Below are 11,430 nucleotides of genomic sequence, written 5' to 3'. Positions count from 1 at the left end.
TTTCGGCTCATCGGACATCACCGTCCGGCAGGCACTGCCCGGACTCCGCCAGCAGACGCCGGCGGGCGTCCGCTGAACGCATCCCGTACAGTCGAGCGGCGAATGTGGTGACCAGGGAGATGAAGTCCTCCAGGAGTTCCTGCCGCCCGCCGGTCTTCTTCGGATGCAGGATCTCCACAGCGGCGCCGTGGGCGGCGAACAGGCGCTTGAGCCAGCCGACACCAAAGCGGGCCAGCCGGTCCTCGTGCGTCGCCCGAACCACCGTCACCGACCCGTCCGCCACTGCCGCAAGCAGCTTGTTCAAACCAGGCCGCTCCTCCCGCAGACCGGAGGCTCGATCCTTGAACACCCTGACGACCTTGCCCGTGGCAGTGGTCCGCAGTTCGGTCTCCTGTGCCTCCAGCGAGGACTCCTGACCGGTCGAGCCCGAGACGCGAACGTACAGGCCCTCCAAGCGAATCCGGTCACCACCACCAGCGGTGACCTTCATCGCCTCCACATCGACCGAGGAGAACCGGCGCTCACGCCCGACCCAAGTCACCGGGATCTTTCCCGAATCAGACCACAGGCGAAGCGTCACCGGGTGAACACCCAAGCACTTTGCGGCTTTTGACAGTCGGAGTGGCTCCACAGGGTAACCATATGATCACTGAGTGTCTTTAATCAAATTCGTGCGCCTTCCACCCCGTCACACCGAGGATCGGGGGGAGCATGGCGGGCAGGAGGACCCGGCGCGGGACCGTCGCGCTGGCGGGCGGCCGCGCTGGCGGCAGCGGTGCCCATCGGAACCTTCGGGCTGGTGCTGCTGAGCACCTACGTCAGCTGGGGCCTGGCCTGGTTCCTCGGCCTGGGGATCGGGATCGCCTGGATCGTGGGCGTGATCCGGCTGATCGGGCCGGTGGGCTGCTGGGTGGCGGTCGTGGCGGTGGCGCTGTGGGGCGGGGCGCTGGGGGAGGTGGTCGGGGCCCGGGACGCGGTGATCCTGAACGCCGCGGGGTCACCGTCACCGCCCGGGTCGCGCAGGTGCACGACCATCCGCAGGACAAGCACCCGAACTCGACGTACGACCTGGTCGGCGAGCTCGGCCTGCCGATCCCGAACGGCACGGTGTACGGCGGCCTGCACGCGCACGCGGTCGGCGACCGGCTGCTGATCCGCTACGACCCGGAGGGCGTCGCGGCCGCGAGCGCCCCGGACGACATCGACGCCGCCGCGCACCTGGCCGTCGCCGCCTCCCTGGACGCCGTCCTGATGGCCATCACCGCCGGCCTGGGCGTAGCGGTCGTCCGAAACGGCCGCCCGCGCCGGGTCCCGTTCCGGCGGGCGGGCGGCGTCGGCGGGACCCCCCGCGACTCCGCCCGCCCCCAGCGGTGACCTACCCCCGCGTGACCCGCGCCCGCAGGTAGTTGCGCCGCCCGAAGTTCGGCTCGTCCACCGCCGTCAGCTCCTCCACCTGGAACCGGTACAGCGCCGCCGCCCCGCCCCCGGTGAGGAACTGCCGCCGGACCTCCTCGTCCTGCGCGAAGGACGGGTAGCGCCCCTGGTACGCCGCCAGCGCGGCCTCCGCCTGCTGCCCCCAGGCCTCGCCGGCGCTCCCGGTCAGCTGCAGCCCGCGCAGCTGCTCGCCGAAGACCGGCGGCGGCAGGAAGACGGTGGCGGCGGCCCGGGCCTCCTCGGCGAGGTGGTGGCTGTGCCGGGTGGAGCGCTCGCTGACGAAGTACAGGACGAGGTCGTCGTCGTACGCGAAGAAGGCCAGGTTGGCGTGCGGCCCGTGCTCGTGGCCGGCGGTGGCGAGGGTGAGCACCATGGCCTCGGCGAGCAGTCCTTCGACGCCCTTGTGCAGCAGGTCGCCCGGCCAGTCCCCTTGCGTGATGTCGAGTCGGTACGGCATTCGGCAATCCCTCCGCTGGCACGCCCGGTGCCTTCGCGCACCGAGCACGACTGAGCCGGGCGGGCGCCCCCTGGAAGGGGGCCCCACGCCCGGCTCACATGCTCCACCCGCCGTCCGAAACCGGACAAGGGGCAGGGCGGAACACCGATCAGTACGACCGCTGGTACTACCGCGCCCGGTGCGACGCGTACCCGCGGGTCACCACCGGCAGCGCACCGGGGCCCAGCAGCGGACGCAGCGCGCCCGAGCGCATCCGGTCCACCAGCGGCCCGCAGCGCCCGGCCACCGGCGCCAGCACCAACGCGACCAGGATGCCGACCAGCGCGCCGACCGCCACGTCGTGCGGGTAGTGCACGCCGACCCAGACCCGGGAGGCGGCCATCAGCGCCGCGAAGACCGTGGCGACGACCCCGAGCCGCCAGCTGACGAACCAGAGCGCGATCGCGGCGGCGAAGGCGATCACCGAGTGGTTGCTCGGGAAGGACCAGTCAGCGCTGGTCGCGCTCGGGCAGGTCTCCAGCGAGACGCTGCCGCGGATCTGGTCGCAGGGCCGGAGCTCCTGGACCTGGCCCTTGAGGACGGAGTTGACGCCGTACGCGATGACCACGATCACCGGCGAGGCCAGCACCCTGGCCATCAGCACGGAGTCGGCGCCGCGCGCCCGCCACCAGGCGTGGAGCATGAAGAGCGCGAACAGTCCGAGGCCGATCGCCGACCAGACCTTGATCACGTCGTTCAGCCAGTGCGGCGCCGACTGCACCCACCCGTTGACCCGGGTGTACAGGCTGCCGTCGATGCCGCTGCCGTCGTAGACGGCCAGAGCCCGAGAAGACATCACACGTCACCTCCGTGACGGCGCGCCTTACGGGCGCGGAACAGTTCGAGAACAATGGGAAGCACGGAGACAACTACTACCAGACCGATGATCGGCAGCAGATATCGGTCGATGCTGGGAATCGAGGATCCGAGCCCGTACCCGGCCAGCACCACGCCGACCGTCCAGAGCGCACCACCGGCCACCTGCCAGAAGGTGAACGAGCGGGCCGGAACCTCCAGCACGCCGCAGAGCGGGTTCAGCACCGTTCGCACCACCGGGATGAACCGGGCCAGCACGATCGCCTTGCCGTGCCCGTACCTGCCCAGCAGTTCCTCGGCCCGCTCGACGCCCTCCAGCAGGCTCTTGCGCTTGGTGCGGCGCAGCAGCGCCCGGCCGCCGCGCCGGCCGATCACGTAGCCGACCTGGGCCCCGAGCAGGGCCCCGACCAGGGCGGCGGGCAGCACCTGCCACAGGTGCAGCTGCGGGCCCTTGGTGGCACCGGGCACGCAGAGCAGGCCTGCGGTGAACAGCAGCGAGTCGCCGGGCAGGAAGAAGCCGACCAGCAGGCCCGTCTCGGCGAACAGCACGACGGCGATGCCGAGCGCGCCGAAGGCGGCGAGCAGCGAGGACGCGTCCAGCGGGTTCACCGCTAGGTGAACGGCCGCATCCGCGGGGAACTGAAGCAAGGCTGGCGGACCTCCCGTACGTTGGAGGCGGTTCCCAGCGGAACCCGCCCCGACCGTCTACAGTGACGTAGACGGTCTACACGACTGTAGACGAATCCTGGAGGAAGCGCCGCCATGTCCGACGTACCGTCCGCCCGCCGGCCCGCCGGGGAGCTGGAGGCCGAGGTGCTGGCCGCCCTCTGGTCGGCCCGGCAGCCGATGACGCCACAGGACGTCCAGACGGCGCTCGGCGGGGACCTCGCCCGCACCACCATCGCGACGATCCTGGCCCGGCTGCACGACAAGGGGACGGTCGAGCGCACCCGGGCCGGCCGCGCCTACGCCTACACCCCGACCGTCCAGGACACCGCGGGCCTGGCCGCCCGCCGGATGCACACCGAGCTGGGCCGCGAGGCCGACCGCTCCACCGTGCTCGCCCGCTTCGTCTCCGACCTCTCCGCCGAGGACGAGCAGCTGCTGCGCGAACTGCTCGGCGACGGCGCGCCCGGACCGTCGGGCGGACCGGGGGCCGGCACCCCGTGATGCTCGCCGTCTGGGCCCCGTTGCTGCTGCCCGTCCTGGCCGCCCCGCTGGCCCGCCGCCTCGCCGAGTCGCTGGCACCCCGGGCCGCCGCCTGGCTGCTGGCCGGCACCGCCGTCGTCCTGGCCGGGGGCACCCTGTGCTCGCTCGGCCTGCTGGCCACCGCCGGGCTGCTCCACCTGCCCCCGGTCGCCGCCCTCGGCCACCTCTCGCTGCCCTGGCTCACCGCCGCCGCCCCGGACGCCCCGATCGCGGCCGCCGCGGCCGCTCCCGTGCTCGCCGCGCTCACCGCGCTGGCGGTCCGCACCGCCCGCCGCCGACGACTGGACCTGCGGACCGCCCGGGCCGCCCTGCCCGGGCCCACCGCGCCACCCGTCGACCCCGCCAACGCTGCCGACGTTGCCGACGCCGCCGACCAGCATCCGGACATGCGCCCCCGGCGCGCCTCCATGCGCCGGGCGCGCGCCGCGCGATGGCTGCGGCCCGGCGAGAACCCGCTCACCGCCGTGCTGTCGCGGCCCGAGGACCACCCGCTCACCGTGCTGGACGACGACCGCGCCGACGCCTTCGCCCTGCCCGGCCGCCTGCGCCGCCCCGGCCGACCGGGCGAGCCCGGCCGGATCGTGGTCACCTCCGGCATGCTGCGCGCCCTCAGCGGGCCCGAGCGCTCCGCCCTGCTCGCCCACGAGCGCGCCCACCTGGCCGCCCGCCACCACGTCTTCCTCGCCCTCGCCGAGCACGCCGCCGACCTCCACCCGGCGCTCCGCCCACTGCGCGCACCCCTCGGGTACCACCTGGAGCGCTGGGCCGACGAGGTAGCAGCGGCCCGGGTCGGCGACCGCGCCGTGACCGCCCGCGCGGTCGGCCGGGCAGCCCTCGCCGCGAACCGTTCGCCCTGGCCGGCCCGGCCCCGGCTGGTCGCCGCCGCGCACTCCGGCCCGGTCCCCCGCCGGGTCGCCGCGCTGCTCCAGCCCCGCCCCGCCGCCACCCCCGGCACCCGGCTTCGGGCCGTCGCCCTGGCCCTGGCCGCCTGCCTGGCACTGACCACCGGCGCCACCCTGGAGGCCACCGCGGACCTGCACCACACCGTCGAGGCCGCCCAGCACGAACCCGGCGCGGAACGCTAAGGCGCCTCAGGACGGTTTCCGTACCGACCGGTCCGGCGACTTGGCGGACCCCATGCCCACAGGCCCACCACACCCGTACGCTTTCGTCAGCGCGTCGACCCCGGCGCGCCCTCGATCGGCGGCGAGGAGCAACGCGAGTGCGGCAGACCGGACGGCAGTCCCGACGACCAGAGCGCCGCACCCCGCCGACCGCGGCGGAGCTGGCCAAGGTCCACGAGCGCACCCTCGCCGACGCCGCCGCCCGCGAACTCGCCCTCCCCGAGACCGGCGGGACCGGCGGGACCGGCCTGCTCGAACCCCGCCCCGAGATCGGCGACTCCTGGGCCCGACTGCGGCGCCTCGGCCTCGACCCCGACACCGGCGCCGCCACCGCCATGCTCGGCCCCGCCGAACTGGAGCGGCGCCGCCGGGCCAGCGGGCTGGACACCGTCCTGCCGGTGCTGCGCGAGACCCTGCTGGGACCGTCCGACCCGGCCCCGCTGATCCTCGCCGTCGCCGACGCCGAGGGCCACGTGCTCTGGCAGGACGGCGAACGCGGGCTGCGCCGCAGCGCCGACCGGATCGGCTTCATCACCGGCGCCCGCTGGACCGAGGAGAGCGTCGGCACCAACGGCATCGCCGTCGCACTGCGCGCCCAGCGCCCGATGCACGTCCACTCCGGCGAGCACTACCTGCGCAGCCACCACACCTGGACCTGCGTGGCCGCGCCCGTCCACGACCCGGCCACCGGACGGCTGGTCGGCGCGATCAACCTCAGCGGCCCGGCGCACAACGTCCGCCCGTTCCTGCTCCAGCTCACCGCCACCGCCGCCCGGCTCGCCGAGACCGAACTGCGCGCCCACCGATTGGAGGCGCTGAACCAGCTGCGCACCCTGGCCGCCCCGCTGCTCGCCCGGGTCGGCGGCCCGGCCCTGGTGGTGGACGCGGCCGGCTGGACCGCCGCCGCGGCCGGACTGCCGCCGCCCAGCCGGCTGCGCGTGCCCAGCGAGGGCTGGGCCCCGGCGGCCGTGCACTGGGTGCCCGGCCTGGGCGAGTGCGTGCTGGAACCGCTCGCGGACGGCTGGCTGGTGCGCCCGGTCCGCCCGCCCGAGGCGGACGGCTCCGGCACGGTGAGCGCCGAACAGGCCGCGGGCGCCCGGCTCCGGCTCGACCTGCGGCGCCCGGACCGCGCCGAACTGTTCGTCCGGGGCGCGGCCGACAGCTGGTCGCACCCGGTCAGCCCGCGCCACGCCGAACTGCTGCTCCTGCTGGCCACCTCGTGCGAGGGCAGCACCGCGGCCCAGCTCGCCGAGGCGCTGTTCGGCGACGCGGGGCGGACGGTGACGGTCCGGGCCGAGCTGTCCCGGCTGCGCCGCTACCTGGGCGGGCTGCTGGCCCACCGGCCGTACCGTTTCGCCGACTCGGTGCTGGTCACCGTCGAGGGGCCGGAGGACCCGTACGACCTGCTGCCCGCCTCCACCGCCCCGGCGATCCGGCGGCTGCGGGCCGGGCTCGCGGCGGGCACGGTACGGCTGCCGGGCACCGCGGCGCCCGTCCCGTCACCGCGCCCCGCAGGAAGCGGGCCGGAAAGCACGGGCAGTACGGGCGGTACCGGCAGTGCGGGCAGTGCCGGTGCTCAGCCGCCGCCCGCGAGCAGCGCGGCCAGCTGGTCGTCGGTCGGGCCGCAGTCGCGCTCCTCCTCGACGGAGACCAGCGCGTAGGTGCGGTCCAGCCAGGCCTGCACCCGGGGCTTGGAGGCCTCCAACAGGGCGCTGCCGTGCGGGGATTCGAGCGCCAGGTGCAACGTCGAGCCGTGGCAGGGGCAGTAGGCCGGCCACAGCTTGACGTCGCCCTGACCGCTCAGCGAGCGCAGGCCGTCACGCAGCAGGTCGCGCGAGAACACCCAGTCCGCCTCGTCCGGCCGCCCCAGATGGAAGGTCAGCAGCACCTCGCACGGGCGCGAAGCCTCGAAGCGGAACCTGGTGCGCACCTCGCCGACCACCTCCTCGCCCAGCGAGATCCGCAGCATCAGCACCTCCTCCACCGCCGCCGGAGCGGCGGTGGAGCCGCCCCCATCGCCGCCCGTGGGGGTGGCGGCGAGGGGGGCACTGGAGGCTGCGGACAGCGGGTCGGGCGACATGACGGTCTCTCCGGGAACGGCGCGGGATGCCACCAGCCTGCGCCACCAGCGACCGGGAGGGCAAGGGTTGCAAGGGGGTTGCAATAACCCCCGTCCAGGCCGGACACCCCTTACCGAACCGGCCAGACGGACCGTCAACTTCCGCCTGTCGAACGGATGTCCGGAAATTGGATGGATATTGTCCGCGGTCCGGCCGCCCGCTGGTACGCTCTCCCCCTCCCGATGCGGGCACGCGGCGGAACCGGTGCGAACCGGCCGGATCCGGGCCCTGCGGCAGCGCGTGGGAGAATACGGCCCAGGCGACGGCGACTTCGGGGAGGGAGGGGTCCGGTGGCTGCGCGCGAGGACACCGCGCGGGACGTGCGGCACGAGCCCGAACGGCACGGTCGGCACGGTCGGCCGCGCCCCTTCGGCGGCCGGTTCCGGCTGCCCACCCTGCGCTTCTCCGGCGCCGCCATGGCGATGTCCACCGTCGTCGGCATCAGCATCGCCACCACCCTCCTCCTCAACGAGCAACAGGGCATCGGCCGGCGGGCCGGTGTGGCCCGGGTCGGCAGCACCCCACCGCCCACCCCGAGCGCCACCGACCAGGCCGAGGCCGCCGCCGAGCGGACCCCGGCCACCCCCACGCCGTCCGGCCACCCGCACGACTCCCGGCCCACCGGGCGTCCCTCGGCGCACCCGTCCGCCCCGGCGAACGCCGCCGCCACCCCGCCCCCGGCCAAACTCCCGGCGGGCACGTCGATCCCGGTCGCCCCCTCGGCAAGCGGGCAGGCCTCGGCCGGGCACGAGCCCCGGCCCTCGGCGGACACCCCCGGCACCGGCACCGCCGCCGGCCCCTCGCCCTCGGCGCAGCCGCTCACGCCCTCCGACGGACCGGCAGGCGGGCAGCCGCAGGCCGACCCGTCCGGCACCGGGCAGCCGGGCGGCGCGCCGTCGCCCCAGCCGACCGGCTTCCGGCCGGTCACCCCGGCCCACCCCGCACCGGAGCAGCCGGCCCCGCCCGCACCGGCCCGCCCGGTGCCACCGGCCGCCGCCGCGGTCCCGGGCGCCAATGGCGGCGCCGGGAACAATGCCGGGGACGCCTCCAGGGACACCGACGCCGCCCGCGGCGCCGCCAACTCGGCCAACTCCGCCGAGTCCGCCGACACGGAGGCCGACCAAGCCCTCACCGGCACCGGCCAGATCACCCCGCTCGGGCGCGACGGCCTCCGGCACGCGCTGAACCTCGCCGTGGCCGAGCCGGTCACCGCACTGCAGGCCGAATTCCGGCTTGCCCCAGGCGAGTTGGCCCCCGGCGGCGGTGCCGCATGGACCGATCTTCCGGGCGCCGTGGTGACCGTCCAGCAGGAGCGCGGCACCCTGGTCTACCGCTTCACCACCCCGCCCGGGACGGACGTCAGGCCCGGCCGCTACAACTTCGCCGTACGCGGCGCCCGCCCGGCCGAACCGGTCGGCTCGGTGCGCAAGTCGGCCCCTGCGGAGAGCTGGAACGCCGCCGCCTTCGGCATCGACCACCCCCGGGCGGTCGCCGCGCTCGGCGGCTTCGGCCGGCTACTGCCCCTGCCCGCCCACCCGTTGGCACCCGCACACCGCTGACCCACGACGCTGACCCGCCGTCGGCCACTCCTCCCGTCGACTGATCCGATGTTCCGACGATCAGACAGCTCAGCGCTCCGGCCGGGCGCATCCCCGTACCCCCGTTCGTTACTGTGGGCAGCACCCGGCCCGGCGGCCCCACCGGCCCCGGCCCGGGCCGTCGTTCCGCACCCGAGGAGGAGTCCTTGTCCACCGTCCTGACCCAAGGCGGCAACGCACCGCTGACCGCCGCGCGGGTGACCGTCGAGGTCACCGCGCCCAAGGCGCTGGACGTCTCCGGCCTGCTGCTGACCGATACCGGCAAGGTCCGCTCGGACGCCGACTTCGTCTTCTTCAACGCCCCGCACGGGCCCGGCGTCAGCCTCCGCCCGGCCGCCGCCGGCGCGCCGGACGCGATCACCGTGGACACCCCGGCCGTCCCCGCCGACATCAGCAAGATCGTGGTCACCGCCAGCCCGGCCGACCAGTCCTCCACCTTCGCCGGGATCGAGCCCACCGCCACCGTCCGGGACGCCGACACCGGGGCCGTCCTGGTCACCTTCACCCCGCCCCGGCTGGGCCTGGAGACCGCGCTCATCGTGGTCGAGGTCTACCGGCGCAACGGGTCCTGGAAGGTGCGTGCGGTCGGCCAGGGCTACGCCGACGGCCTGGCGGGCATCGCCACCGACTTCGGCGTCAGCGTGGACGACTCCCCCGCCCCGGCCGCCGCCCCCGCCCAGGCCCCGGCCTCACCGAGCGCGCCGACCGTCCAGATCGCCTCCCCGGCCGCCCCGCCGCTGCCGCCCGTCCCGCCCGCGCCGCCGACTCCGCCGGTGAGCCCCGCCCTGCCGGTCGACCCGCGGATCGCCCTCGCCACCGCCCCGCCGGTCCCCCCGGCCCCGCCCGCGCCGCCCGCGCCGCCCGCCGCGCCCCCGACCCCGGCCGACCGCCCCAAGGTCACCCTGGACAAGGGCCGGGTCAACCTGGTCAAGGGCAGCTCCGTCTCCCTGGTGAAGAACGGCCGCCCCTTCCTCTCCTCGGTCCGGATGGCACTCGGCTGGGAGTCCGCCGCCCGCGGCCGCGACATCGACCTGGACGCCTCCTGTCTGGCCTTCGACGCCCAGCACAAGCGGTTGGAGACGGCCTGGTTCATGAAGCTGAACATCTTCAACGGCGCGATCGCCCACTCCGGCGACAACCTGGTCGGTGGTGACGGCGGCGACGACGAGGCGATCACCGTCCACCTGGAGGGCCTCCCGGCCGAGGTCCACGCGCTGGTCTTCGTGGTCAACTCCTTCTCCGGCCAGAAGTTCACCGAGGTGCGGAACGCCTACTGCCGTCTGGTGGACGTCCGGACCGAGGAGGAGCTGGTCCGCTTCGACCTCACCCGCTCCGAGGCGCGCACCGGCGTGGTGATGTGCAAGCTGGTCCGCCGCCCCTCCGGCGAGTGGGAGATGACGGCGCTCGGCGAGTACGTCGACGGCAAGACCGCCCGGGCGATGATCGAGCCCTCCGTCGCTCTGCTCTAGGCGGCAACGTCACGGGCACACCCGCGATTTCACCCCTCCGAGGCATCAAGTCGTCCACGGATCGACTCGATTGACTCTCAGGGGGGTGAATCGCACTCTCCCCAGCACTCGTTGAGACTCGTTGAGGAGAGACCGTGCCACGCTTCCCGTCCCGCCTCGCCGTTGCCGGCACCGCCGTCGTGCTCGCCGCCGGTCTGATCACCCCCACCACCGCCCAGGCCGCCGCCAAGCCCGCCACCCGCCCCGACGCGCTGCGGTGGGCCGCCCTCGGCGACAGCTACACCGCGGGCATGATCGAGGCCACCGGCGACCTGACCGAGCCCAACGACGGTTGCGCCCGCACCACCGGCTCCTACCCCGAGCTCATCCGCCGCGACCTCGGCTCCCCGGTCAGCCTGCGCAACGTCAGCTGCAGCGGCGCCACCAGCCTCGACGTGTACGCGAACAAGCAGAGCCCGATCGGCCGCCCGCTCCCGCCTCTCGGCACCGACCCCAACGCGCCCTACCCGCCCGTCCCGCCCCAGGTCGACGCCGTCGAGCGGGACACCGACGTGATCACCGTCGGGGTCGGCGGCAACGACCTCGGCTTCGGCGGGATCCTCAAGGACTGCATCGGACTGGGCGCCACCGCCCTCGGCCGCGGCACGCCCTGCAAGGACAAGTACGACGCCCAGCTGCCCGGTCGGCTCGCCGAACTGCGCGCCGACTACTCCACCATGCTCGGCGCGCTGCGGATGAAGGCCCCGTCCGCCAGGATCTTCGCCGTCGGCTATCCGCACCTCATCCCCGAGAACGCCAACCTCTGCACCTACGGCGACCTGCTGCAGTTCTCCACCTTCACCACCGGCGACCTCGCCTGGGCCCGTACCGCCGTCCTGGAACCGCTCAACGCGGTCATCGCGCAGGACACCGCCGCCCGGGGCGACACCTTCGTGGACCTCTACCCCGCCACCACCGGGCACAGCGCCTGCGACGCCGACCACTGGCTGGACGGCGTGCTGACCAGCATCCTCCCCCTCAAGTACGCCCTGGTGCACCCCAACGCCAAGGGCCAGGCCTTCGCCGCCACCCAGGTCGAGGACGCCGTCCTCGGCGGCTGACCCTCACCCCGTGCGAGCGGGGCGCCGAAATACCGTTGCCCCGCCCGCCCGTCAACGATCATCC

The 11,430-nt window shown here is 74.7% G+C and carries 13 protein-coding genes; 7 read left to right on the top strand and 6 right to left on the bottom strand.

Annotated features, from left to right (window positions below):
* Window positions 1-7: 7 nt before the first annotated feature.
* Window positions 8-631 carry an IS607 family transposase gene (locus tag ACFQ87_RS14825; RefSeq protein ID WP_380611128.1) on the bottom strand — a complete coding sequence of 208 codons (624 nt, stop codon included), beginning with the start codon at window positions 629-631 and terminating at the stop codon, window positions 8-10.
* A 182-nt stretch (window positions 632-813) separates the two neighbouring features.
* On the bottom strand, window positions 814-1,035 hold the full coding sequence (locus tag ACFQ87_RS14820; RefSeq protein WP_380611127.1) for a hypothetical protein: 222 nt from the start codon (window positions 1,033-1,035) through the stop codon (window positions 814-816).
* Here ACFQ87_RS14820 and ACFQ87_RS14815 point away from each other — a divergent pair.
* Entirely contained in the window at window positions 1,024-1,374 is a 351-nt protein-coding gene (locus ACFQ87_RS14815; RefSeq protein ID WP_380611126.1) for a hypothetical protein, read from the top strand. The two genes, ACFQ87_RS14820 and ACFQ87_RS14815, sit on opposite strands and share 12 nt — an antisense overlap.
* 1 nt (window position 1,375) lies before the next feature.
* Here the strand turns inward: ACFQ87_RS14815 and ACFQ87_RS14810 are convergent, their stop codons facing one another.
* The 3 genes from ACFQ87_RS14810 to ACFQ87_RS14800 all read right to left on the bottom strand — a co-directional run bounded on the left by ACFQ87_RS14810 (window position 1,376) and on the right by ACFQ87_RS14800 (window position 3,355).
* A complete protein-coding gene (locus tag ACFQ87_RS14810) occupies window positions 1,376-1,891 on the bottom strand; it encodes a pyridoxamine 5'-phosphate oxidase family protein (protein ID WP_380611125.1) in 516 nt (171 codons plus the stop codon).
* A gap of 166 nt (window positions 1,892-2,057) precedes the next feature.
* Complete coding sequence (locus tag ACFQ87_RS14805; RefSeq protein WP_380611124.1) at window positions 2,058-2,726, bottom strand: phosphatase PAP2 family protein; 669 nt, start codon at window positions 2,724-2,726, stop codon at window positions 2,058-2,060.
* The gene (locus ACFQ87_RS14800) at window positions 2,726-3,355 is read right to left on the bottom strand and encodes a DedA family protein (protein ID WP_380611123.1); all 630 of its coding nucleotides are present in this window, start codon (window positions 3,353-3,355) and stop codon (window positions 2,726-2,728) included. Before ACFQ87_RS14800 ends, ACFQ87_RS14805 begins: the two co-directional genes overlap by 1 nt.
* 153 nt (window positions 3,356-3,508) lie before the next feature.
* Here ACFQ87_RS14800 and ACFQ87_RS14795 point away from each other — a divergent pair, with 153 nt between their 5' ends.
* From ACFQ87_RS14795 to ACFQ87_RS14785, 3 genes are all read left to right on the top strand, one after another.
* On the top strand, window positions 3,509-3,916 hold the full coding sequence (locus ACFQ87_RS14795) for a BlaI/MecI/CopY family transcriptional regulator (RefSeq protein WP_380611122.1): 408 nt from the start codon (window positions 3,509-3,511) through the stop codon (window positions 3,914-3,916).
* Window positions 3,916-5,040 (top strand): M56 family metallopeptidase, encoded by a 1,125-nt coding sequence (locus ACFQ87_RS14790; protein ID WP_380611121.1) that lies wholly within the window; start codon window positions 3,916-3,918, stop codon window positions 5,038-5,040. Before ACFQ87_RS14795 ends, ACFQ87_RS14790 begins: the two co-directional genes overlap by 1 nt.
* A gap of 137 nt (window positions 5,041-5,177) precedes the next feature.
* Window positions 5,178-6,740: a GAF domain-containing protein gene (locus ACFQ87_RS14785; protein ID WP_380611120.1), complete on the top strand. Its 1,563-nt coding sequence runs from the start codon at window positions 5,178-5,180 to the stop codon at window positions 6,738-6,740.
* Here the strand turns inward: ACFQ87_RS14785 and ACFQ87_RS14780 are convergent.
* On the bottom strand, window positions 6,656-7,159 hold the full coding sequence (locus tag ACFQ87_RS14780; protein WP_380611119.1) for an SsgA family sporulation/cell division regulator: 504 nt from the start codon (window positions 7,157-7,159) through the stop codon (window positions 6,656-6,658). The two genes, ACFQ87_RS14785 and ACFQ87_RS14780, sit on opposite strands and share 85 nt — an antisense overlap.
* A 330-nt stretch (window positions 7,160-7,489) precedes the next feature.
* Here ACFQ87_RS14780 and ACFQ87_RS14775 point away from each other — a divergent pair, with 330 nt between their 5' ends.
* The 3 genes from ACFQ87_RS14775 (at window position 7,490) to ACFQ87_RS14765 (ending at window position 11,366) form a co-directional block, all read left to right on the top strand.
* Window positions 7,490-8,758, top strand: a complete 1,269-nt coding sequence (locus ACFQ87_RS14775; RefSeq protein WP_380611118.1) for a hypothetical protein — start codon at window positions 7,490-7,492, stop codon at window positions 8,756-8,758.
* Between the two features lie 197 nt (window positions 8,759-8,955).
* Window positions 8,956-10,266 (top strand): TerD family protein, encoded by a 1,311-nt coding sequence (locus tag ACFQ87_RS14770; protein WP_380611133.1) that lies wholly within the window; start codon window positions 8,956-8,958, stop codon window positions 10,264-10,266.
* Between the two features lie 134 nt (window positions 10,267-10,400).
* Entirely contained in the window at window positions 10,401-11,366 is a 966-nt protein-coding gene (locus tag ACFQ87_RS14765; RefSeq protein ID WP_380611117.1) for an SGNH/GDSL hydrolase family protein, read from the top strand.
* Window positions 11,367-11,430 lie beyond the last annotated feature (64 nt).

The sequence above is a fragment of the Kitasatospora sp. NPDC056531 genome, from assembly GCF_042794375.1.
GTDB lineage: Bacteria > Actinomycetota > Actinomycetes > Streptomycetales > Streptomycetaceae > Kitasatospora.
Note: the sequence above shows the minus strand (reverse complement) of the source record. Positions and strands in the feature narration are given on the sequence as shown.

Excerpts from the sequence above, each read along its gene's own strand:
- ACFQ87_RS14820 (WP_380611127.1), bottom strand. The coding sequence starts at position 1,035 with ATGGTCGTGCACCTGCGCGACCCGGGCGGTGACGGTGACCCCGCGGCG.
- ACFQ87_RS14810 (WP_380611125.1), bottom strand. The coding sequence starts at position 1,891 with ATGCCGTACCGACTCGACATCACGCAAGGGGACTGGCCGGGCGACCTG.
- ACFQ87_RS14805 (WP_380611124.1), bottom strand. The coding sequence starts at position 2,726 with ATGTCTTCTCGGGCTCTGGCCGTCTACGACGGCAGCGGCATCGACGGC.
- ACFQ87_RS14795 (WP_380611122.1), top strand. The coding sequence starts at position 3,509 with ATGTCCGACGTACCGTCCGCCCGCCGGCCCGCCGGGGAGCTGGAGGCC.
- ACFQ87_RS14790 (WP_380611121.1), top strand. The coding sequence starts at position 3,916 with ATGCTCGCCGTCTGGGCCCCGTTGCTGCTGCCCGTCCTGGCCGCCCCG.
- ACFQ87_RS14780 (WP_380611119.1), bottom strand. The coding sequence starts at position 7,159 with ATGTCGCCCGACCCGCTGTCCGCAGCCTCCAGTGCCCCCCTCGCCGCC.